Here is a 23,623-nt window from a genome sequence, read left to right as displayed (position 1 = left end):
AGAAATGGAATAGAAAAACGAGGTGAGTAGATGAGTGACTTACATCATATAAGTCCACCTATTGGTTTCCACATTAGGACAGAGGACTATGTGGATGGCTGCTTAAAGAGTAAAGCACCAGAGGTTGTTTATAAGAAATTTCCAGTGGAGCCGGCTAGAATAGAAAGACCTCCGAAGAGTTTAGAAACCATTAAGTGGGACTTTCATACAATGCCGCCTGAGCAGTTTTTGGCAACTGTTCCCTGGGGACGGGTATATGGAACCAATGGGAGTATAATCGCTTCAGATAATAAGCTCCTTTGGGACGTTTCTTTCGAATATCATACCTTCCCACAATCACATTCAATATTTAATCCGGATAAACTTCCTCCTATTACCTATATCCCTGAAACTTTAGCAGCCATCACGTTTCAAGTGAGTTTTAATTATTTTCATTGGATGTTTGATGTGTTACCCCGGATCCATTTACTACGCAAGAGTAAGGTCAAGTTTGATCGATTTGTCATCAATCGTGGGATTGAATATAGAGCAGGTCAGTGTGACTTCCAAGATGAAAGTTTAAAGCTAATGGGGATTACAAAAGAAAATTGGATTGAATGTCATGCCGATTCACATCTATTGGCGAAACAATTAATTGTATCTTCGCCTGCAGGCTATACAGCACATGTACCGAAAAATGTGTGTCAGTTTTTGAGAAACGAATTTCTAGAAAATCGTGTTATTAAAAAAAGATCTGGATATGAACGGGTATTTATTAGCCGTGATGATGCTTCACATCGAAAGTTAGTAAACGAAGAAGAAGTATTCCGTGTTTTAGAAAAACACGGATTTAAGAAGGTTACCCTATCTTCCATGTCATTCCTTGAAAAGATACAGCTTTTTCATACAGCAGAAGTAATTGTATCACCACATGGGGCGGGGCTTACAAATCTCGTCTTTTGTAACCCAGGGACAAGGGTCATCGAATTATTCCCTGCGACATATTTACTGCCGTGCTTTTATATCATTAGCCAACATATGAATCTTGACTATTATTGTATGACAGGGGAAGCTGTATCCCATAGTGATGCCTTTAATAAGCATAAAGCTTCTTTTGTGATTGATATTGAAAAACTAGAAAAAACTCTAGCAATGGCTAAATTAGATTAACTTTTACAAATCTACATTGTGAAGAAAAGAGGTGTATAGAGTATGAAAAGTGTTTATTGTTCAACGATTTCGAAAAGTAGATTGTATCAGTTTCTTGCTTTACTGGTCTCGCTTGAAAAAGTAAGGAAAGGAAAATTTCAATTTTTTGTTCTTTGTGTTGATGATGAAACTTACAACCTGCTAAAAAAGCTGAACTGGAGTAATGTAACCATTATTCATGAAAAAGAACTCAGTGAATCCGTTCGATCATTAAGACAAGAACGAAAAATCCACGAATATTGCTGGACATTGAAACCTGTTTTGCTGGAAACGGTTTTCAATCAGAATCCAAAAGTAATGAGAGTGACCTTTATGGATTCGGATTTATATTTTTGGGAAGATCCAGAGATCATCTTTAAAGAACAAGTAAATGGCTCGGTTTTATTATCAAGAGAAGAAAAATACAGACCCGAATGGAAACATAGTTTTGTCAAAAAAATCAAGAATATAACAGGTGAATACAACTCGGGATTTATCAGTTTTAAGAGGGACTCGGTCGGGATGAGCTGCTTACAATGGTGGAAGGAGAAAACAGCAGAAGCTTGTAGAATAGACCCTGTTAAGGGGATATTTGGAGATCAAAAATATCTTGATGATATGTCTAAGTTATTTACCAATGTATGTGATATTACAACAGCCGGTGTAAATATAGGTCCATGGAATTATCTAAAATATACTTTTACACAAAAAGATGATCTTGTATGGATCAATCAAAACAAGTTAATCTTTTATCATTTCAGCGGTGTTAGAGTGGTTAATCAAGAAAATAAAGTCGAACTTATTCACAATAGCCCCCTAAACACACCATTTGTTTTCACCATCTATCAGAATTTGCTTACCCAGCTTGTTAAATTAGTGCACCATATTGAGCCGAGTTTCAACGGATTTGCAACAGAGGAAGATTTAAAAAGTTATTGGTAGCTGCCTGCTTGCTTAGAGGAAAGGGGAGAAACCGAGGGTACTTTGGAATCCTTGTAGACTTTGGAGAGTTTCAATTTGAGCGAAATGTCGAGCAATTGAAATGGGTGATTTCAGAGAAAGGAAGGAAGACCATTCAAAGTTTCTGTTTAGTAGATTGATAATCTTTGAATGACTATTTATGGAAGGCTGATGTCGGATGCACGACTTACCTTTATTTTGGGAGAATAAAAACGTTTTTGTAACAGGATGTACTGGATTTTTGGGAAAACATTTGGTTAGAGAATTGCTTCAACTAGGAGCAAATGTGACGGGATTGGTTCGAAATCCCCGATCATCTCTTTTCCAAGAAGAACCCTATAAGCAAATGAATTTTATTGTTGGGAGCCTGGATGATCGACAGCTGCTCATAGAAACCATCCAAAATCACCACATTGATACCGTATTCCACTTAGCTGCACAAGCCGACGTCGGGACTGCGAACAAAAATCCAGTGGTTACCTTTGAAACGAATATTCGCGGGACCTGGAATGTCCTAGAAGCCTGCCGTCAGAATAAAGTGAATCGAGTCATCGTTACATCTAGTGAAAAGGCATATGGTGATCAGGCTCCGCCTCCTTATAAGGAGACGCACCCGCTGCAAGGGAGATCTCCTTATGACGTTTCGAAAAGCTGTGCAGATTTAATTACCAATATGTATTACCATACGTATCAATTAGGTGTTTGCATTGTTCGCTGCGGAAACTTATTTGGAGGAGGGGATTTTAATTTTAATCGGATCATTCCACAAACGATCCAATCTATTTCACAAAATAAAGCACCGGTGATTCGCGGGGACGGTACTTCGATTCGAGATTTTTTATATATAGACGATGCAGTAAAAGCCCATTTACTTGTAGCAGAAAAAATCGAAAACCTGCAGCTGGAAGGAGAAGCTTTTAACTTCAGTTATGAAGTTCCGCATACGATATTAGAGGTAGTTCGTCATCTCTTGAACATCATGAATAGCGACCTGCAGCCAATTATTTTAAACGAGGCCGTAAGTGAAACGAAACGGCAATTGATGTCTTCTAAAAAAGCAAGGGACCTGTTAGGATGGAAGCCAACGTATGATTTGATTGCTGGATTAGAGAGTACAATTAATTGGTATCAAAGGTACTATTCTTAGCATGAAGGTCAGGTTATGATCACTCCAAATGCGGTGAGACCCTCACCGTTTTTTTGATGTGTGATTTCATTAGAAATTCTTTCATCGTTACAAAAGAAAAAACGAGGATCTTAACCTCGTTTTTCACAATAATCGATCATATATATATCTGCCATAAGCAACCGGATTGAAATAGGTTTGTTTCCATTCCTCGAGCATGTTTGCTAAGCGAAAGCTGTAACGTAAATCCTTGAAATTGCATTCTATGAGAATAGGCACTCCATTTTGACGAAGACCCATATCAAAACCGACATCGGCTAGACCTTCAAGCTGATTTCCCAATGCATTTGCAAATTGAATCGCAACTTTTTCGATATTCTTTTTAACTTGTTTAGCATTTAATTCACTGTGCCTTAATAATTCTTCAAAAACAAAGATCGACCCGCCAGTGGCTACGTTGGTAACAAAACTCCCCATTTTCGCTGCTTTCCCGCAGATCCCCGTTACCTGCCAGCTTCCGGTTCCATTTCGTTGAACAGATACACGAAGGTCGAATGGCCGCCCTTCAAATGTTAAAAGAGGAATGAATTCCTGTACAATATATGACCTGGCACTAATCTCCTTTAAGAAAAGGGCAGGTAACACATCTGAAAAAGGAATCTTCAATCCTTTAGTAAAATGGTTGAGCAAATACTCTATACCCTGTTTCTCAATTTTCATGATCCCGCTGCCAAGGCTGCCAAAGCTTGGCTTCACGATTATAGAATCATAACGATTCAACATCTCAAAAATATGGGTGGGAGTGGCTGCAAGAGTATCTGGAAGAAAGGGCTGAAGATGATCGTACTGCATGAGCAGATTGGAAATTCGAAGTTTGTCGTAGCGAGTCCACAAATTAAAAATAACGATTCCTTCTTCCATCAACCTTTCTATCTTCCGCTTATTCGGTCCATTTTCTCTGGAATAGGAGCGGTTATGAATAACCTTTGGTGTTGGAACACTTATGTTTTTATAACTTTGGTCTTTATCCATAACATAGGCCTGAATCTGTTTCATACCTGGTTCAATATCACGCATTCTAAAATAACAGGGAATCAGTCCATAATGGTTACCTGCTTCTTCATAGAATGGGAGTTGTTCATGTGATGTTTGTCCAAAAGGAATCCGTTGGTAGGTAAAATCATTTAGCATAATGCCGATAAACTGCCTCATAATCGATCTCCTCGTTGTTAAAGCCCTTGGTTTTGTGCTTTACGATTGGAAACAATCTGTTTCCAGATCGACTTGTCTTCTAGCAGGGAAAAGGCAACAATACTGGGTTGGGTATTCATTTCGAAAATTTTCGGAATACCATTCTCCAAACCAAAATCAATTCCAAACTCCCTACAGGCATATTTAACCGCCATTGTTTCTGCTGCCAAGATCGAGACTTTTTCTAGCAGTTTAGTAGCCTCTTTGCTTTCTTCTATGGTCATACCTAACACATTTTCTAGGACTTCGTATGTTGGTAGGGTAATAGAACCACGATTACGGTTTAAGATCCCATTATCAATAATGACTCCACTGCCAGTTGCACCTTTTGTACCACCAATAACCCATCCATGCTTCATTTTTTGGACATGTACTCGAAAACTGACTGGGACTCCATCATGATTAGAACTGTTCACTGCTTCTTGAAGAATATATGCCTTTCCGTTGGTGCTTGATCGAAAGGGTTGAAGGAGATAATCGAACTCTTCAACTGTTTTTACACTGCCGCTGCTTTCAATTCCATGGATACTAAATCCACTAAATCCAATGTCACCAGTGTCATTACGCCAAACCTTAAAAACCCCACGTCCTTGACCCGCTGTGCTATGTTTCACGTAAACAGCCGAAAACCTTTTTAAAAACAAACCTAATAAGTCCTTATTATATACGGTTGTTTCAGGGAGGTATGCTAATAATTCGGAATTGGTCCTTAACAACTGAAACTGGTTTGCTTTAGACACCTTAATATACAATTTATCACCGCCATATTGTTTATATTATCTATAATATGTGACAACCCCTGATTTGCTCGTGTACAAGTCCCATATAATAAAACCTTTTGGAGTGATATGGGGTTGATATGGGGACGGTTCTCCTGATTCCTTCGTTAAACGAAGGAATCAGGAGAACCGTCCCTTTGCTCCCTAACAAAACTTAAAGGTAACCTTTGGCAGTGACAGATGCCTTTCCACAAGGTCATTCAGAGTATGCTATAATCAGTAATCAACGGATTTTTTTTATTCTTGCTCAAAACTATTTTAAAATTATGATAGATTAATAAATAACCATTCAAAAACGTTACGGTGTTTATAAAAAGCAGGTGGACAGATGGTGATGAAACAGACTATGACATATCGTTGTCCGGTCACATTGACGAATAAGGCGAAGGAAAAGTTGCGGGAGCTCGGGGTGGAGGAGCGATCGTTTTTTTTATTGGAGAAGTCTTTTCGTATTTTTATTGAAAAGTACCCACAGTCGGCAGATCGAATTGTTTCGGTAGCATTGTTCCTTGACAATGAAGCAAACGTAAGGCTAGCGAGTATGGTCAATAGGCTGGTGGTCGTTCTCCATTGTATCGTGAAGCAGGATCGATTTGTGGTGACAAATGTGACGACGAGAGCCGCGCATACACCATTGCAGTCTAATTGGCGGCTTCCAGTTGATATCACCTTTAACCTGAACGGTCAGAGCAGCGAAGCCGTACCGCTTGAACTGTTGAAGATCATTCACAACATGCCGGTAGCACAGGATAGTTCCATGTATGTGAAAAAGCGGATTGCGAGCTGGGAAGGCTACTTGAAAATCCAGGAGCGGACTGCGGATATTCCTGACATGACCTCTCGTTATTCAAGACTTATTTACAATGACGATTTCAGCCGAGTCACGATTACGGGTTGCCAGTTGAATGAAAAGGAATGGAAGTCACTCAAGGGTTTGAGCGTCAAGCTTAAGGGAATTGACAAGGACATTGGCAAGGTGCTGAAAGCAAACCGTTCTGCTTCAACGGTGGAAGTGGAATTACACGGGTATATGGAGGAGCAGGCCCGCGGGCAGCGACTTGAACTCCATCCAAAGGAAGTCGTCTTTAGTAATTTTGCAACAGTAAGCCAGGTAAAAAGACTTCGGCAAGGGTTTAAGCAATTAGAAAACGGCCTTGCTGCAAATCCGGAGCTTGAACGTCTTTTATTTGAAAACAAGCCCCCTGTCAAAGCCGTGAAAAAGCGAGCATCGCTGCAATTTCATAATCGATTGAACGAGTTCCAGCAAGAAGCGGTCATCGGCGCTATGTCTGCCGATGACTTATACGTGATTCAAGGACCGCCAGGAACAGGAAAAACGACGGTTATTTCGGAAATTTGCCTGCAAAATGCGAAGGCGGGACTGACCACTTTGGTTGCTTCACAATCAAATTTAGCGGTCGATAATGCTCTTGGAAGATTGTTAGCAAATAAAGACATCCGGATTCTTCGTGTTGGACGGACAGAAAGCATTGAAGAAGAAGGCAAAAAATTTATTGAAGAAAATGTCGGACAATATTGGAAGGACCATACGCAGCAGGAAGTTTCTACCCAATTTGAAGCACGTAAACAACGAGCAACCGAATTAGAAGCGGAATGGACCAAAACGGAACAGGAACATGGGCGTCTTCAACAAACTCTTCAACGTGTCGAGAGCGAACTTGTTGCGAAAAAGCAAGCCGAGCAGCAGTATCAGCAAATTCAGTCTACAATCGAGACATATAAAAAGGACGTTCAGGCTGCTGAAAAGGAACGACAAACAACACAAACGGTCTTGCAGGAAACTGAACAGTCTCTTCGCGAGTTAAATAATATCATGGATAAGGACGAAGCGTTTCTAGCTGGGGAGCCTAACAGTAACGTCATACAACAACAGTGGAATACGATCCAGCAAGAGATTATGCAATTGCAGGATAGCATTTCTTTTCAGCAACTGGAAGACGAGATTCATAACCTTACCCAAACGCTGGAAGTGGCGTCTACAGAATGTGAGAAGTGGAACGAGGCCCTGAAGCAGACAGACGCTCTAACAGCGAGAATAACAGCCGCCAAAAAAGTCGATAACTTAAAATGGATCATTCTCGAACAAAATATCAATCGGTCCTTACGCGTTCAGGAGGTACTTGAACAGCTAGATGAACTCCGCGGTGAAGTAGGTCAGCTTGATAAATTAAAGGCGTATAATGATACGTTAAACCGGGCTATTTTCTATGTTGAACAGCTTTTAGAGCGGCAGCAACTATCAATTGGACAGCTGCAGCAACGAACCGTTTCGACTACCGCTGCGGAAATTGACCAATTTTTAGAGCGACTTAGAAGTGAACTAAAGGGAAACGTCAACCCAAAGAGACTTGGATCCTATCTAGAAGGATTATATGGTAGGAGACACTTTGTCTGGCAAAGGGCAAAACGGTTTAAACCGTATAATGCCTATAAAAAAATGGTGCAAGAGGCATTTCTGCAATTGAAGCAGGAACTGACTGTGCAGCTTCAGCCAATTAAGTATGAAAACAAGATCATGCTCCAAAAGTGGCAGAGGATAATGGATGAGCAAAGCAGCAAGTTTCCTATTTTACAAAATAAGCAAAAGCAAATGCTGGAAACGACAAAAATCATTCCAAACGCAAGAGAATTGCTCTATCAAAAGGAAGAAACAGCGCTTGAACTTCAGAGAAAGAAAGAGCAATACGAGCAAGCAACGCTTCGTGTTGAAATGAATCGTCAAAAACGAGCAAAAGAATCGCTCCAGCTACAAGAAACACAGCAAAAATTAACTCAAATTGAAGCCCGTCTTGGACAGCTAAATAGCACAGTTAAAGAAAAAGAAGAGGAACTGGAACCTTTACAGGAGATCCTGTCTACAGAACCGGAACGGGAGCACGAAAAGGTATTACGGAGCGTAGCGAGTAATTCATTTATACGAGAGTCATTAAAACAGGAAAAACAAAAGCTTCCGCTGTTCCAGACCATTCAAGGGAAGTGGCTATCCTTGCTGGAAGAAGCAAATGACTTTGACCTGAATGAAATCCGTAAGCTTTACGTGAAGCACTCAAATGTAATAGGAACAACATGTGTCGCATCTGCTCGCAAGGATTTTATCGAAAGCTACCCTGTGTTTGATGTTGTCATTATTGATGAAGTGTCAAAGGCCACTCCCCCAGAACTGCTTTTACCGATGTTAAAAGGGAAAAAGATCATTTTAGTCGGCGATCATCACCAGCTGCCACCTCTTTTAGGAAATGATACCCTGGAGGAAACCCTACAAGAAATGGCGGAGGAAAGTGATGACTTTGAAGGAATAGCTGAATTAAAACAGCTGTTAAAAGAGTCACTGTTTGAACGGCTGTTTAAAAACCTGCCGAAAAGCAATAAAATGATGCTTGCCATCCAATATCGGATGCATGAAAACATTATGGCAACCATTACTCCGTTTTATGAGCAGGAAAACGAACGACTTCAATGTGGCTTGACTGACTCTGATGTAGAACGGGATCACATGCTTGTATCACCGCTCATCCAGCGGAACAATCATCTACTATGGCTGGATATGCCGAACGGGGCTGCTTTTTTTGAAGAAAGAATGAAGGGCGGAAAAAGCCTGTATAACCCTGCTGAATTGATGAGAATTGGTGCATTGCTGAAGGAATTGGATGAGGCAGCTGCACTAGCGAAGCAAGAGGGAAGAATGGAATTTGGGGAGAAAAAAAGCATAGGCGTCATTAGTTTTTACGGGGAACAAGTAAAAAGAATCGAGCGCATGATTCATCAGGAGCTTCGCTTGCCGCACTTAACGATTCGGACTGGGACAGTGGACAAGTTCCAGGGCATGGAAATGGATGTGATTCTGCTCAGCATGGTGCGCAATCACGATAACAAGCAGGATGATATCGGCTTCGCCAAAGATTACCGCAGGTTAAATGTCGCTTTGTCAAGAGCAAGAGAGCTGCTTGTGTTAATCGGAAGCACGAAGATGTATACCGAGCGGGCAAAAAATAAGGATACGAGACAAATGTATACACATGTATTAGAAGCTGTGAAAAAACAAGATGGTCTGCGAACACTTGAAGAGGTGAGAGTGTGAATAAATTACAACACCATTTACGTTCAATCTTACTTGAAGATCGAGCAATCCGAATCAAGAAGACCGATATGTGGCATTTGCCGGTGGTGACATATGATGTGGCCTTTAAGCGGGTCAAGCGGTCTAAAATGGACATTCTCATGAAAATGATGCTCCTCACCTTTGAACAGACGGAAATCCGGCGGGCAGCCAATTTGTCCGAGCTGCTGCTGGTAGAGGAGCTATTCATTGCCGATTTACTCAAAAAAATGCAGCGAATGGGCTTGATCCGACTAGAAAAAGAAAGCTACAAGCTAACAGCGAAAGGGCATGAGCAGCTAAAGACAGGAATCATTGTAGAGGAAATGGCAGAAGAGTCAACCGTGCTATCGTACAGCCCAGTGCATGATGAGTTTTGGCCAGAGACAAGTGACCCTTTGCCTGAAACAAAAGGGAATTTGCCGCTTTTCCGCTACACAAATAATCAAAACCTTATCAATGGAGACCAAATATTGGAAGTACTCTCTGAGCGAAGAAACGAGCTGGAGGAAAACGGATTTCAAACAGTAGTATCGGAAGTAATAAGCTTCGACCAACAGAAGGTTGAACATGTACCGTGCCTGGAATTTCAGCTATACAATCAAGACAAGGACATTTACTATGCACGTGTTTGGAATACATGGCTACAGCGCTGGGATGACATTCTCGAGAAACAAATCGAAGAAAAAGAACGAGTAGAATGGCAAGATGGAAGTTGAATATCTCGCAACTAACGCAACTAGTGCCAGGCACCATCCAAGTTTTTGGTAGGTGCCTGGCACTTGTTTTGGGAAGGAACGACTGACGGATAAATATCTCCAGTCTTTTTAGCCTTTTAAGCAGGTTTTTACGAACTAACACGAGAAAATATGTAAATACCTTTTGATCGGAGATGATAGATGTATATACCAAAACATTTGCTTCTCGCTTGTCTTTGCTCCCATTGAACGGCAAAAATTAGTTATAACCAACTAGAAAATAGTTTAAAACAAAATAATAAACAAATAGCAGTGCTTATGAAAAAAATTTCAAAGTAATGTTGACTCTGTGGTGCACCCCACAGTTTATGATGTAGGTGGGAGGAGGCGGAGAGAAGCTGTACAAGATAAGTGATTTTTCAAAAATGACGGGATTAAGTAAAGAAGCCTTACGCTATTATGCAGAAGTAAAATTACTTGAACCCGCTTATATTAATCCCGAAAATAAATACCGCTATTATGATGATGGAAGTTACTTTCTGGCTATTCTCTTAGTGAAGCTAAGACGATTTGGTTTTACGATACAAGAGATGATTTCTGTCATGGAGGATGAGTCCTTCGCCCATTTAGAAGAATTGTTGCTAGAAAAAAGAAGTAAAATACAGATGCAGATTGAAGACCTTCGTCTTCAGGTTGAAGAAATTGATGAATTTATCGTATCTGGGAAGGAGGAGCAAAATTGATTCAATGGAAAGAAGAAATAAACATAGTCATGAATATTGAAAAAGTTTGGAGTTTATTTTTAGATAAAAACATCAAAAAAATAATGCCTAAAGTAGAGGAACATACCTTGATTGAAAAGACAGAAGTGGAAGTTGGGGCAAAACATCAGCAAAAGTACCGCGAAGGGAAGCGGGTAGAGACCTATATTGTAGATACTTTAGCATATGAAAATAATACTGACAAAAAGCATAAGCAAATAAGCTTTGTGCTAGGTAAAGCCTTTAGAATTACTTTTAGTTTTACATTACTTAAAATCGATGAGAACCATACGAAGTTTATTTATGAAGGAAAAAATGAAGGAGTTAATTTTGTAGGAAGAGCCATGCTGAAGCTAGGCAGCGAAAAAAGCAATAATCTTGTGGTTCAGGAATTCCTGCAAAGGGTGGAACAAGAAGCATTGAAAATAGTGCAAGCTTAGAATTAATTTCCCTATTGACATTGATTGCAGAGTTAATTATGATTTATTTATTAGTCAATAAATAAACGAAGGATGGTAGTAATAGTGGCAGTCCGAGTAGATAAAAAAGAAGTCATAATCGAAAATGCTGTAGGGGTCTTTGCTGAAAAGGGATATTATAAAGCAACTACTGCAATGGTCGCAAAGGCTGCAGGGGTGACTCAGCCATATGTATTTCATTTTTTTGAAAGCAAAGAAGAGTTGTTTAAAGCAGTTATTGATCGTGCATTTAGCCGCATATATGATACTTTTGCTGAAGTGAAAGCACCAGCCGATCAATTGATTGAAACGATGGGGCATGCCTTTGAGCAAATCATCCAAACACATCGTGATGAGGTACTGATGGTGATGCAGGCACATTCAATATCAGATACCGGCATTCGCGAACATGTCAGCAAACTATTTCTGGAAATCTTTGAATCCTTAACCCTAAAATTTGAAAATGCAGGAATTTCAAATGCAAAAGAGACGGCTTCACAATTTATTGGCACAGGATTATTAATAACGCTCGCAGAGGTTTTGAATTTACCGCAATTAACACCAGGAAAAGGTAATTGTTAAAAAGGAGCATACAATGCTCTCCTTTTTTTATTCATCTATTTATTGATTGATAAATAAATATTTTTGTGAGTTTATTTATTAATTGATAAATAAACAAAAATGAAAGAAGTGGTTACACGTGTCTAAATTTACGAAATCAAATCGTGAGGAAACAATACCGTCAGTTAAGCTTTTTGAAGGTGAAAGAGGTCTTGTTATTACAGGTTTAATCGGATTCATACTCTCAGCAGGAATCGCCATCTATCTATTTTTTCAAGGACCTACGATCCTACCAGAAGGAAATGTAAAGGATGCTTTTTCCTTTAATGCAGCGATAGGAATTTTTATGATTTCAATCGCTGCAATTTTACCCTTGACTAAATTCGCCGCTAGAAAAAGAAGAGTGATACGGTGGTTATTTATTTTCGCAAGCTTATATTGCTATACCATTGAAACCGTTCAGAATTTTAGAGGTATTAGTCCGAGATTCTCTCGTGAAGGGACAGTTGTCGACATGATGGCGGGAATCTTGTTTGGAGTCATTTCGTTATTACTCGTTATATTAACGATTGTACTTGCGATTCATTTCTTAAGAATGAAGCAGCAGCACGATCGCTCCTTACTAATAATGGGAGTCCGTTATGCCTTTATTTCTGTTTTAGTTGGGAATTTTGCGGGTATATGGATGATTATACTTCAGGACCGACTTACAGGGGATGGGGGGAATGTCATTATACTTCATGGAATCGCATTTCACGCACTGCAAACTTTAATCCTGCCTGCATGGCTTTTGGAAAAAGCACGGATAAAGGATGAGATAAAGAAAAGTCTTATCCATATTAGCAGTATTGCTTGGATGCTTTCTATGCTACTCATAGGTATCCAAACTGCATTAGGCCGCACTGTGTTTGAACTGACTTTAGTACCTATCCTTACAGGTGTTTTAATACTTGTTTGGCTTGGAACGGTTACAACTGTATTTGTCTTTTTGATAAACCTGAGGAGAACTAATGCAGTATCTACAAGGTCAGGAATTCTAAAAGAAAGAGACATTTTAAAATGAGGTAAGGGGTGAAGTATTCGTTCCCTCTGCCCATTAATCCAAATTGGCATTTTCCACAACTCTTTAAAGTCAATACTTCCATGGGTATTTAACTTTACTCCACGAATTGAAGGCTGGAAACTGGTAGGTGCACAGATTTTAAAATGAAGATGAAGATTATTTGCCTTGAATCGGTGGCAGAGATAAATGTTTAATCGGTTTTATTTTATGTGGTCAAAAGAGATTTAAGGAAGCAGCAGAGAGAACCGTCCCTTTGCTTCTCCCACCTTACATCGACAATTCTCAACATAAATCTGCTATAATAAATAATAAATGTAGGAGGTGAGTGAGATGGAAAAAACACTTCATTTGATTTTGGCTGAACAAAAAAGACAGGGTGATTTATTGCATCAATTAATTAATGCTGTTGCAGTCACAAATGTAAAAGTTGCTGATTTAGACGGAAAAGTTACCGAGTTAAATGTGAAAATTACCGAAACAAATGAAAAAGTTACCGAAATGGATGGAAAAATCACTGAAATGGACGGTAAAATCACTGAAATGGATGGAAAAATCACTGAAATGGACGGCAAAATCACTGAAATGGACGGTAAAATTACCGAATTAAACGGAAAAGTAGCTATTATCGGAACAAAACTTGATTCCGTCTTCGAGGAGGTTAAAGATATAAAAGCGACAATGGCAACAAAACACGACCTCGAATACTATGATCAAATGATTTCCGAGCATTCAAGGGAAATTTATAAACTGAAAAATCATTAAACCTCACCCAATAAGACTCCCCAATAATATACTTAATCAGACTGAGAGTTTCGTGACTTTTATTTAGTCAATTCCTTAACAAGGCATTGCCTCTTTGTTCAACCCACACTAATTTCTATACTTATACAGATGGTCACTGGGGTCAAAGTCCACGGTGAATTGTTCTAAATAAAATCAAATGTTATTGAAGATTGTAATTAGCTATAGAGAATTACTTAAATCAAAAGGTAATACCATCGTTTATCATACAGGAACAAAAAAATTGTTGTTGAATTGAGAAATCCAACGGGCTTAAGAGATAATGAGATTATGAAGAATGTTAGGATGACATTTTTAGAGAAAATTAAACCATGCTTAATTAGTAAGGATTTATTAATTCAAGAAACTGTACTGCATGCATTACACGATTTTCCATACGTACCAGAAGAATGGACGATAGAATTATTGGAGAAAGCATTTTTACAACAGTCCCTGTTCAAAAGGAAATCAAAGTTGGAAGAAATGACCCATGCCCATGTGAAAGTGGAAAAAAATATATAAAATGCTGTGGGAATAAATAAACACAATGCTAATAAGTGCAGTGCCAGGTTTCATCCAATTTATTGGCTGGTGCCTGGCACTTGTTTTATTTTTGCGAAATCTGCGGTAATCCTTAAGGATATTCACAAAAGTGAACGTTGGTTGATTAAAGAAAAGTTATTGGATCGAACCATGAATTTAAAGTAACGGTGAAGGCTATTTGAAGCATCTGTTAGAATAAAAGCAAAGAATAAAGCGAAATATAGTGGGAAACGGCATGATTTGGAGGGACATATGAAAGAAAATATATTTGGTTCCTTAGCGGTAATTAGTGTGGTAATAGGTGGATATATGTTCTTTAGTTGCTTATTCAAGAAGCAATTCAAGAAAGGGATTAAATGGGCATTGGGTGGATTTATAGCCCTGTTCATTTGCGTAATGTTTGGTTTTGACGGAGAAACAGCTAAAGAAGAATCCAAAGAAGAAACCGTCAAGCAAGAGACAGTCAAAGAAGAAATAGATCCAAAAAAGAAAGAAGAAGAAGAAAAAGCCAAAATAGAACAGGTGAAACAAGCATACCAAAGTGAAATAAGACCTGAAATCGATAACCACATAAAAGTGTATGATGATAACTGGAATAACATTTGGAAACCTACTATGGATGCTATCGCCAATGGAAGTACAGATTATTACACAGCTTATAATAATATGCAAGTCATTAAAGATAATTACCAAGGCGGAAGAAACCTTATAGTTGACCCCGTTGAAGGAATGGATAAAGCGGATAAGGATTTGTTGAAAACATATGAATCTAAGATGGGAGAGGCTTTTACATTCAGAGTTATGGCCGTAGAGATGGCACAAGACGGTTTTAATACTGGTGAAATGTCTCCAGAGGATGTTAATCAAATGCAATTATATATTCAAATGGCTGACAGTAGCATGTTAGAAGCGGTTGTTGCCATTACTACAATAGAAGTTAGTCTAGGAATCGAAACTCAGGAATAATAACGATTATATTAAAGTGGGAGGAGACAAACATGAAAACATTCGACTTTAAATCTGGTACAACAGTCATGGTTGACGAGACTCAAATCGTTATTGAAAGATCAGGTGGAAAAAGCGCGATGAAAGGTTTGTTCGCAGGAAGAGCAATGGGACATATGACCATCAAAATGTCAGCTATGACAGGAGTAATATTCTTTGCAGATTATTTGGTAATATGTGCATCGGGGCTGCCCACACCAAATGACTTTAAACTAACAAGTATTGCCGAAATCAAACAATTTCCCAATTGTATCGTGGCAAAAGAGCAGGAGTTGGAAGAACTCTATCAGTATCTTAAAGGATTTATTAAATAAATTTAGTTTACATAGGAGTTTACACAGGGACGGTTCTCCTGCTTCCTTCGATTACCGAAGGAAGCAGGAGAACCGTCCCTGTGATTCACCAGGAATTCTAGTAAACAASTAATACCAGGCACTCTCCAAACTTTTGGGGAGATGCCTGGCACTTTCCTCCATGAGAAGTGTCCAAACCATTTCTTCCTATAGACATAGAATATTACAATCTAAGGAAAGAAGGGGTCACAATGGGAATAAGGTGTTCGTGTGGTGTTAGTGTTCCTATAGCTGTTGCTGAAAATCAAGAAGTTACTTTTACAGATGGAACTGTTCGTACAGGTACTGCCACGTATACTGCTACAAATGTATGTGCAGATACACCTGAACTAGGAACAGTTACTTTTACTTTTGTAGATACAAGTGGTGAGCTTCCAGATAGGAGTTTTACATTTACTTCAACTAATATTGATACCGTTACATGTGAACTTGTTGTTGAAGGCTGTGTTGTCCGTGTAACAGGTACAGGGGTAGTAGCAAATGAAGGGACATTTTCCTTTTTAGCAAGTTTCCAAGATAGTCCTGATCTTATTAACGATTTCATTGTATTCACTATCGAGGGATTTGCGGTAACATCTGGTTTAATTATGCCACTTCCATCAGGTTCAGTTATAGCACAAGGCTGTCAGTAAAAGTGGGATAAGGATGTTAGAAAATAAAGCCACCTATATTGGTGGCTTATTTTAGGACATGCTAGCTGATAAAAAAATGTACAACTGCACAGCTATAACAACTACGAATGTTAACAACATTTTATAGTTGCAACGATTCTACGATTTGTTCATTATTTAAACCCCTGTAAACATTTTCGCTATAGGTTTTAATTCCTGCGTTAGCAAAGAAGAGCTGTTTATGGAGAAGAACCATTTATCGTAGTGGCTGCAGGTGCTGGATCAGGGAAAACAAGGGTACTAACCGAACTAAATGTCCATTTATGTGAGTGCAAGCTGAAAAGTGAGCTTGGCGATGATGCGAAGAAAGAGTTTGGTGCAGAGGTCTCAGAGATTGTTACCCTCACATTCACCGAAGATGCTGCGCTGGAAATGAAGGGGCGTATTCGCAAAAGGTTAATAGAAAAGCGTCAAACAATTGCCGCGGACTATCCGTTTGCGCTTTAATAATAGAAGCAATCGGAGCAAACAATTCAGTTTGCACTAGTTTACTAGAATTATCTACGATTGTGAAAACAAATGGCGTCAGAACATTGCCATCCCTTTTACCCTCTAATGCAACAGTTGTGCCTTCACGTTTTGCCTCCTCAATGAATTGAAGGGCCTTTTCTAACTGGCGTTCGTTAACGAGAGGACCGATCACTGTTTTAGGATCACTTGGTTCACCGGATGGGAGCTCTTTTGCCCGAGTAACAAATTTTTCAGCAAATTCATCATATCATGCCTCAGCTCCTGGGGAAATTTGGGCCTATGAACATTTGGGTTTCTGTGCTCCTAGAGATGGGGGAAATTACTGGAATCTGGTGAGACCGGAATTGGAGGAAGCATACCAGTTAATCCTAGTGGAGGTTTGATTTCTAAAGATCATCCTGTTGGAGCTACCGGACTTGCACAAATTGCGGAAGTAGTTTGGCAATTAAGAGGTCAAGCAGGTACTAGGCAAATTCCGAATAAGCCTAGAGTAGGTCTAACACAAAATGCAGGGGGGTCTCTTGAATAATGGAAATGTTGTGGTGGCGATAAATATACTAAACTATTAACCAACGAACGAGATTATATTAATGTGGAGCGTAACAAAAACAGTCTTTCTCATAGTGCTGTCATTCTGAAGGGGAAACAAGTGCCAGGCATCATGTGATACGTAGCGCTTCTCAAGCTTCCTTCGTTTAGCTAAACAAAAGAAGCACAAGAACCGTCCCTATGTACTTTAAAAAAGGTTGTACTGAATTCGCTTCCATGGTATAGTGAGTACATAAATTGTGAACAAAATGTGAAAGATAATATTTATTACAAATGATGGGTTGTATTTTTAATTAGAGACAGCGTTCCTGTTATTCGGTTAAATCTATTCAACCTATATGTATTTTTTAACTGTTGGTACTTAACAGCGATCCTGTTAAAGGCGAACCGTTGTGAAGATTACTAGGATTCTGATTATATCAGGACTCTAGTAATACTTGCAGCGGTTTTTTATTTTTGTTCACAAGGATATACGATTTCAAAAGGGGAGAGATTGAATGAAACAGGGGAAAAATCGTTGGTTAATTGCTCTATCAGCAGTTGGAATCCATATTTCTATTGGTTCTGTATATGCATGGAGTAATTTTACTGCACCACTTAAAGAAATGTTTGGATGGTCTGACTCGGAAGTTGCACTAACCTTTAGTATTGCAATCTTATTTTTAGGTTTATCGGCGGCGTTTTTAGGGCATTTTGTTGAAAAATATGGTCCAAGGAAAGCTGGGTTATTGGCTGCTATATTCTTTGGGGTCGGAATTATTGGGTCTGGTTTTGCTGTACATGTAGAATCAAGAACCCTATTATACTTTTTCTATGGGGTCCTTGGCGGGATTGGTCTGGGTGTAGGATATATTGCTCCAGTATCAACACTAGTCAAATGGTTCCCTGACAGAAGAGGATTAGCAACTGGTCTTGCGATTATGGGCTTCGGATTTGCAGCGGCGATCAGCAGTCCGATTATGAATATGCTGATTGAATCAGTGGGGGTAGCCAATACATTTTATACCTTAGGTATTTCCTACTTTGTGGTTATGCTTCTTTCATCACTATATCTTGAAAAGCCAGAAGAAGGGTGGCTTCCAGATGGATATAAAGAGAAAATTAAAAGCGGAAAAGCAAAACCTAACATGGATTTATCACAGTTAATGGCGAATGAAGCTGTTAAAACAAAACGTTTCTGGTATTTATGGCTGATGTTGTTTATTAACATTACTTGTGGGATTGCGATTCTAGCAGTTGCAAAGCCGCTTGCAATGGAAAGTATCGGAATTGATATGGCGGCAGCAGCAGCGTTAGTTGGAGCAATTGGAATCTTTAATGGTTTAGGAAGAATTGGCTGGGCTAGTTTTTCAGATATTATTGGACGACCTGCAACGTATACGACATTTTTTGTTCTGCAGATGGTGATTTTCTTCATACTGCCAGATATATCAATTGAATGGTTGTTTATTGCATTGTTAATTGTTGTTTATACTTGCTATGGGGGAGGATTCGCATCGATCCCAGCTTATATTGGAGACTTATTTGGTACAAAGCAATTAGGTGCTATTCATGGATACATCCTAACAGCCTGGGCGGCGGCAGGACTGGTGGGACCGTTATTTACTGCTTGGATTAAGGATACAACAGGTAGCTATTCCGGCAGCTTAACGTTCTTCTCTGGATTGTTTGTGATTGCCTTTATCATCTCCATTCTTATACGAGTGGATATAAATAAGCTTAAGAAAAGCAAAATAGACAATCAGTTATCAATGAAAAATAAAGCAAGTTAAGTTTTGTTGCAAATTAAAGGGTAACCCTATAAAATTATCACTATTAATACAGTGATAATATGAGAATGCAAGTGAGATGAATATAGTGAATAAATATGAAGCAGAATTTAGCAATATTGTTCGCGCCTATCGAAAGCGACATATGGGCAAAGGACCAAGTCAAGTAAGGACAACTTTTTGTAAGAATTGGGCGATCTGTGAACTAGAAGGAAATTTGTCCCCAATCGAAAAATTTATTGCGACAGCAGAAGACGGAAAACAAATGCTCCGATCGGCTCGTACCGAAATGGTCAAAGAGATCTATAAGAAAAACCATCCACAAGAAATGGAAGAACTTCTAGGTGCGAATTTCATTCGTGTCTTTGTAGATATTGATATTGAAGAAGATACAGGGATGTCTATCTTCATTTTTGACCAAGACCTTGAGGAAAAGTTTAAAGATTAGGATTTTTACGATACTTCTACCCAACTATACATCGTTGGTACTTGACAGCGAACCTGTTAAAGACTAACCACCATGGAGAATACCCCCTTGTTTTTGACTAGGGGCTCCTTGGTGGTTTTTTATTTCGGTTTTTTGAATCGGAAATAAGAGGAGGAACTAACAATGGGAAAAACACAACATCCAGGACCACAGAAGAAATCAAAAATACCAGCCCCTAAACATTGGGTAAGCCCCATTCCATTTGGACTAGGAAAAATAAAACCAAAGCATATTCGCGATACGATGAAAATTGCTTGGGACAATAAAGATAATATCGGCTATGCCACCAATATCATTACAAAAGGGGTTTGTGACGGCTGTGCCCTGGGGGTATCTGGTCTACATGACCAGACACTAGATGGACCACATATTTGCACCACTCGTTTGAACGTTCTTAGACTGAACACCATGCCGGCCATCAAGCCTGAAATCCTTCATGGAGATATTGATGAACTGAGAAAATACGACAGCGCCGAGCTTCGCAAGCTAGGTCGTATCCCGTATCCAATGATTCGCCGGAAAGGGGAACGAAAATTCTCCCGACTCACATGGGATGAAGCAATGGAGATCATCGCAGTGAAAATGAAAAAGTTAGATCCGAAGCAGTATGCATTTTATCTAACAGCCCGCGGGATTACCAATGAAAGCTATTATGTAGCTGGGAAAGTCGCACGTTTCCTTGGAACCAATAATATCGATAATGCATCACGTATTTGTCACGCACCAAGTAAAACGGCGCTAAAGCGTTCAATCGGTGTAGGAGCATCTACCTCTAACTACCTCGACTGGATTGGAACGGACGTATTATTGTTCTGGGGAAGTGTCGCATCAAATGCATCACCAGTATCTTCAAAATACATGCTGGAAGCAAAGAAAAAAGGGACAAAAATCATCGTGGTCAATCCATACCGTGAACCAGCAATGGACAAATACTGGATTCCTTCTAATACTGAGTCAGCATTATTTGGAACAAAAATTGCTGATGATTTCTATCAAGTGAACATTGGCGGTGATATCGCATTCATGCACGGTATAATGAAGCATTGGTTTGATATGGAAGAAAATGAACATGGATCAGCAATCAATCATGAGTTTGTAAAAGACCATGTAAATGGATATGACGAGCTGAAGAAAACGGTCCAAGAACAATCTTGGGAAGAAATCATAGAATCTTCCGGTGTAACAAAGGAACGAATCATTGAATTAGCAGTTCTGCTCGCAAACAGCAAAAATGCTGTGTACGCTTGGGCACTAGGACTTACCATGCACTCTTTCGCAACAGACAATATCTCTCAAGTTGCCAATCTAGCACTTTTACGTGGTCACTTAGGCCGTAAATATGCAGGTCTAATGCCATTCCGTGGACACTCAAGTGTTCAAGGCAGCGGTGAAATGGGATCTGACCCATTCGTATTGCCTGGCGGTGGATGGGATGCCAAAAATGTGGAACGAATTGAAAAGCTATGGGGCTTCGACCTTCCGAAATGGCAGGGTGATATTGTTGGGGTAACGTTGGAAAACATCGTTCTTCCAGAAGACCATGAGCGTAAAGTGAAATTGTATTACCTATCTGGCGGGAACTTCTTAGAGACGATGCCAGAGCCTGACTTTATTGAAAAAGCATTATCCGAGCTTGAAATACGAGTACATCAAGATATTATTTTAAACACTTCTACTCTAGTAGATGCCAAGGAAGCCGTTATTGTACTACCTGCCAAAACACGCTACGAGCAAGAAGGCGGCGGAACAAGTACATCAACAGAGCGGATGGTATACTTCTCACCAGAAATTCCAGGTAACAAAAATCTAATAGAAGAAGCACGGGCAGAGTGGAAGATTTACATTGATCTGGCAAAACGGGTGAAACCGGAAACGGCTCATCTAGTAGACTTTACAGACGGTCAGGCCATTCGTGAGGAAATCGCTAAAGGGAATCCAGATTATGAAGGCATTCAACACCTGAAAAAGCAAGGAGATGTCTTCCAGTGGGGCGGTGCTTGGTTATGTGAAGACGGGTTCTGTCCGACACCGGATGGAAGAGGAACCTTAATTCCTGTGGATATTCCAGATTTAAATAAAAAACCAGAGCAATTCATTGTCACATCACGCCGTGGGAAACAGTTTAACTCTATGGTGTATAAGGAAGTGGACCCATTAAATGGAGCCGGACGATATGACGTGTTAATGAGTCCGACAGATGGACAAAAGTTAAGTATCGCTGAAGGCGAAGGGATTGTCGTATACAACGGATTTGGTGTCTTCCAAGGCAGTGCCAAATTTGTCGATATTGCCCCAGGTAATATTGAAGTTCATTTCCCAGAAGGTAACTTTCTGTTACCTCGCGGCCGTTATGAGAAATTTGCAGGTATTCCGGATTACAATATCACCGTGAATGTGGAAAAAGCAGATCGTTATAACGCTAGAAAAGACACTCAATATGTGGAAAAGCCAATTCCGGATCTTGAAACAGAGGTTAGTTAATTTTTCTAAGGAAAGGGGCAGTGCCCTGTGCTAAAGGAAATCACCACTTCTCAAAATATTGTCAGATATAATGGACAAAGCTTTATCGTGGAAGAAGATGATATTGCAGTCGAATCAGCCTTGACGATTATGTTAGATGGAGAAGAATTTGCCACGATGGTATGCACCCCTTCTGAGTTAGAAGAATTAGTTGTCGGCTTTCTAGCTTCAGAAGGTGTGATTCGTGCCTATAAAGAGATCAAATCTCTTCACATTGATATAGAAACAGGATTTGCTTATGTCGACCTTGTGAACAAGCACAAGGTCGAAAAGGATCTCTACTCGAAACGTTTTATTGGTTCCTGCTGTGGAAAGGGAAGACAATTCTACTTTCAAAATGATGTAAAGACAGCAAAAACCATTATGACGAAATTTACGATAACACCAGAACAATGCCAGGAGCTAATGAAGCAGATGCAAGACGGTTCTTCTCATTTTCAACAAACAGGCGGGGTTCATAATGCAGCCTTATGTACAAGTGATGGTATCGTGATTTCTCGTACGGATATCGGGCGACACAATGCTCTAGATAAATTATATGGCTATTGCTTAATTCATCACATTCCATTAAAGGATAAGATTATCGCCTTTAGCGGCCGGATTTCATCAGAAGTGTTACTAAAAGCGGCTAAGATTAGTGTTGGTATTATTCTTTCAAAATCAGCTCCTACAAATCTAGCGATCGATTTAGCTGAAGAACTTGGCATCACAGCAGTTGGCTTTATCCGCGGTAAAGGATTTAATGTCTATACCCATCAAGATCGAATTCAGGGCGTTGAGTAAAATACATGGAAATACATGGGGACGATTCTCCTGCTTCCTTCGTTACACGAAGGAAGCAGGAGAACCGTCCCTTTGATTCCCTAATAGGTTTATGTATGAAAAAGCAGAAGAAATTTACTTGCTACTTTTCAATATGATTTGCTTTTCTTTTTAATTGCTTTTTCATTGATTTCAAGAGATATCCCCCTTTAAACTTACGTGGCTCATAGGAGATGATAAATGAATTTGGCTCATATTGTTCAATGATATTTATTAGTTTTTCCTCCACATTTCTTTCTGTCAAAATTTGAAGTTGATAACGAACACTTTCTTTTCCCATTCCTTCGAATATGGTTACTCCGAACCCACTTTCACGAAGATTTGATACAAGATCCATATTCTTATTCATTAAGTTAACAGTGAGGGTTGTGTAGCCTAAAGCTAATTTATTTTCAATATAACCACCTAAATAGATACCAGCTCCAAATCCCAGGGCATAAACAAGCATCTCAGCAATACTTTGTTCGCCACTAAGGACAATTGATAATCCAAACACATAAATCAACGCTTCTATAAATCCAAAGATAGAAGCAGGTATACTCATATTCTTAACAACAAAAATAATGCGGAGGGATAAAATTGGTACTAAAATGATTTGCAATAGAAAAATTAATAGGATGCTTGACAATGGTATCGCCCTTTCTTTAGGGGATCTTTCTGTATTCTTCCAAATCTTACTTTTAGCATTAACAAACATTACAAAATCATGAGT

Annotated in this window: 22 protein-coding genes and 2 pseudogenes; 20 read left to right on the top strand and 4 right to left on the bottom strand. The window is 39.4% G+C overall.

Annotated features, from left to right (window positions below; all coding sequences use genetic code 11):
- Window positions 1-30 precede the first annotated feature (30 nt).
- The 3 genes from BTR25_RS21370 to BTR25_RS21360 all read left to right on the top strand — a co-directional run bounded on the left by BTR25_RS21370 (window position 31) and on the right by BTR25_RS21360 (window position 3,274).
- Window positions 31-1,149: a glycosyltransferase family 61 protein gene (locus BTR25_RS21370; RefSeq protein ID WP_075690049.1), complete on the top strand. Its 1,119-nt coding sequence runs from the start codon at window positions 31-33 to the stop codon at window positions 1,147-1,149.
- A gap of 42 nt (window positions 1,150-1,191) precedes the next feature.
- Window positions 1,192-2,109: a putative nucleotide-diphospho-sugar transferase gene (locus tag BTR25_RS21365; protein ID WP_075690048.1), complete on the top strand. Its 918-nt coding sequence runs from the start codon at window positions 1,192-1,194 to the stop codon at window positions 2,107-2,109.
- A gap of 196 nt (window positions 2,110-2,305) precedes the next feature.
- Window positions 2,306-3,274, top strand: coding sequence for an NAD-dependent epimerase/dehydratase family protein (locus BTR25_RS21360; RefSeq protein WP_075690047.1), 969 nt, complete (start codon window positions 2,306-2,308; stop codon window positions 3,272-3,274).
- Window positions 3,275-3,397: 123 nt separating this feature from the next.
- On the opposite strand, the gene BTR25_RS21355 is transcribed toward BTR25_RS21360, so the two are convergent.
- Together BTR25_RS21355 and BTR25_RS21350 are read right to left on the bottom strand one after the other, a co-directional pair.
- Window positions 3,398-4,465: a YheC/YheD family endospore coat-associated protein gene (locus BTR25_RS21355; RefSeq protein WP_075690046.1), complete on the bottom strand. Its 1,068-nt coding sequence runs from the start codon at window positions 4,463-4,465 to the stop codon at window positions 3,398-3,400.
- Window positions 4,466-4,482: 17 nt separating this feature from the next.
- Entirely contained in the window at window positions 4,483-5,256 is a 774-nt protein-coding gene (locus tag BTR25_RS21350) for a YheC/YheD family protein (protein WP_075690045.1), read from the bottom strand.
- Window positions 5,257-5,611: 355 nt separating this feature from the next.
- Here BTR25_RS21350 and BTR25_RS21345 point away from each other — a divergent pair, with 355 nt between their 5' ends.
- The 12 genes and pseudogenes from BTR25_RS21345 to BTR25_RS21290 form a co-directional block, all read left to right on the top strand.
- Entirely contained in the window at window positions 5,612-9,382 is a 3,771-nt protein-coding gene (locus BTR25_RS21345; RefSeq protein ID WP_075690044.1) for a DEAD/DEAH box helicase, read from the top strand.
- Window positions 9,379-10,119: a hypothetical protein gene (locus BTR25_RS21340; protein ID WP_075690043.1), complete on the top strand. Its 741-nt coding sequence runs from the start codon at window positions 9,379-9,381 to the stop codon at window positions 10,117-10,119. The genes BTR25_RS21345 and BTR25_RS21340 overlap by 4 nt, the downstream gene beginning before the upstream one ends.
- 356 nt (window positions 10,120-10,475) lie before the next feature.
- Window positions 10,476-10,841 (top strand): MerR family transcriptional regulator, encoded by a 366-nt coding sequence (locus tag BTR25_RS21335; RefSeq protein ID WP_303046861.1) that lies wholly within the window; start codon window positions 10,476-10,478, stop codon window positions 10,839-10,841.
- Window positions 10,838-11,299 carry a hypothetical protein gene (locus BTR25_RS21330; RefSeq protein WP_075690042.1) on the top strand — a complete coding sequence of 154 codons (462 nt, stop codon included), beginning with the start codon at window positions 10,838-10,840 and terminating at the stop codon, window positions 11,297-11,299. Before BTR25_RS21335 ends, BTR25_RS21330 begins: the two co-directional genes overlap by 4 nt.
- An 84-nt stretch (window positions 11,300-11,383) precedes the next feature.
- Window positions 11,384-11,899 (top strand): TetR/AcrR family transcriptional regulator, encoded by a 516-nt coding sequence (locus BTR25_RS21325; RefSeq protein ID WP_075690041.1) that lies wholly within the window; start codon window positions 11,384-11,386, stop codon window positions 11,897-11,899.
- 118 nt (window positions 11,900-12,017) lie between these two features.
- Complete coding sequence (locus BTR25_RS21320; protein ID WP_139311303.1) at window positions 12,018-12,941, top strand: hypothetical protein; 924 nt, start codon at window positions 12,018-12,020, stop codon at window positions 12,939-12,941.
- Between the two features lie 330 nt (window positions 12,942-13,271).
- On the top strand, window positions 13,272-13,703 hold the full coding sequence (locus BTR25_RS21315) for a coiled-coil domain-containing protein (RefSeq protein WP_075690040.1): 432 nt from the start codon (window positions 13,272-13,274) through the stop codon (window positions 13,701-13,703).
- A gap of 428 nt (window positions 13,704-14,131) precedes the next feature.
- Window positions 14,132-14,263: an SEC-C metal-binding domain-containing protein gene (locus BTR25_RS28670; RefSeq protein ID WP_368483007.1), complete on the top strand. Its 132-nt coding sequence runs from the start codon at window positions 14,132-14,134 to the stop codon at window positions 14,261-14,263.
- Window positions 14,264-14,516: 253 nt separating this feature from the next.
- Window positions 14,517-15,230 carry a hypothetical protein gene (locus tag BTR25_RS27810; protein ID WP_075690039.1) on the top strand — a complete coding sequence of 238 codons (714 nt, stop codon included), beginning with the start codon at window positions 14,517-14,519 and terminating at the stop codon, window positions 15,228-15,230.
- 32 nt (window positions 15,231-15,262) lie between these two features.
- Window positions 15,263-15,583, top strand: a complete 321-nt coding sequence (locus BTR25_RS21300; RefSeq protein ID WP_075690038.1) for a hypothetical protein — start codon at window positions 15,263-15,265, stop codon at window positions 15,581-15,583.
- Between the two features lie 230 nt (window positions 15,584-15,813).
- The gene (locus BTR25_RS21295) at window positions 15,814-16,254 is read left to right on the top strand and encodes a hypothetical protein (RefSeq protein ID WP_075690037.1); all 441 of its coding nucleotides are present in this window, start codon (window positions 15,814-15,816) and stop codon (window positions 16,252-16,254) included.
- 216 nt (window positions 16,255-16,470) lie between these two features.
- Window positions 16,471-16,740: pseudogene (locus BTR25_RS21290) on the top strand (UvrD-helicase domain-containing protein); the annotation flags it as partial.
- Here BTR25_RS21290 and BTR25_RS21285 read toward each other — a convergent pair.
- Window positions 16,724-17,011: pseudogene (locus BTR25_RS21285) on the bottom strand (aldehyde dehydrogenase family protein); the annotation flags it as partial. The pseudogenes BTR25_RS21290 and BTR25_RS21285 sit on opposite strands and share 17 nt — an antisense overlap.
- Window positions 17,012-17,086: 75 nt before the next feature.
- Between BTR25_RS21285 and BTR25_RS27805 the strand changes: the two are divergent.
- From BTR25_RS27805 to fdhD, 5 genes are all read left to right on the top strand, one after another.
- A complete protein-coding gene (locus BTR25_RS27805) occupies window positions 17,087-17,293 on the top strand; it encodes a thiolase C-terminal domain-containing protein (RefSeq protein ID WP_483295279.1) in 207 nt (68 codons plus the stop codon).
- Between the two features lie 517 nt (window positions 17,294-17,810).
- Window positions 17,811-19,085, top strand: coding sequence for an L-lactate MFS transporter (locus BTR25_RS21280; RefSeq protein WP_075690035.1), 1,275 nt, complete (start codon window positions 17,811-17,813; stop codon window positions 19,083-19,085).
- A gap of 85 nt (window positions 19,086-19,170) precedes the next feature.
- Entirely contained in the window at window positions 19,171-19,530 is a 360-nt protein-coding gene (locus BTR25_RS21275) for a Na-translocating system protein MpsC family protein (RefSeq protein WP_075690061.1), read from the top strand.
- Between the two features lie 162 nt (window positions 19,531-19,692).
- Entirely contained in the window at window positions 19,693-22,050 is a 2,358-nt protein-coding gene (locus tag BTR25_RS21270; RefSeq protein ID WP_075690034.1) for an FdhF/YdeP family oxidoreductase, read from the top strand.
- Window positions 22,051-22,077: 27 nt separating this feature from the next.
- Window positions 22,078-22,872, top strand: a complete 795-nt coding sequence (fdhD, locus tag BTR25_RS21265; protein WP_075690033.1) for a formate dehydrogenase accessory sulfurtransferase FdhD — start codon at window positions 22,078-22,080, stop codon at window positions 22,870-22,872.
- 121 nt (window positions 22,873-22,993) lie between these two features.
- On the opposite strand, the gene BTR25_RS21260 is transcribed toward fdhD, so the two are convergent.
- Window positions 22,994-23,539 carry a DUF2179 domain-containing protein gene (locus tag BTR25_RS21260; RefSeq protein WP_075690032.1) on the bottom strand — a complete coding sequence of 182 codons (546 nt, stop codon included), beginning with the start codon at window positions 23,537-23,539 and terminating at the stop codon, window positions 22,994-22,996.
- Window positions 23,540-23,623: the final 84 nt, after the last annotated feature.

Origin of the sequence: Bacillus sp. MRMR6, assembly GCF_001940785.1 — a bacterium.
GTDB lineage: Bacteria > Bacillota > Bacilli > Bacillales > Cytobacillaceae > Neobacillus.
Note: the sequence above shows the minus strand (reverse complement) of the source record. Positions and strands in the feature narration are given on the sequence as shown.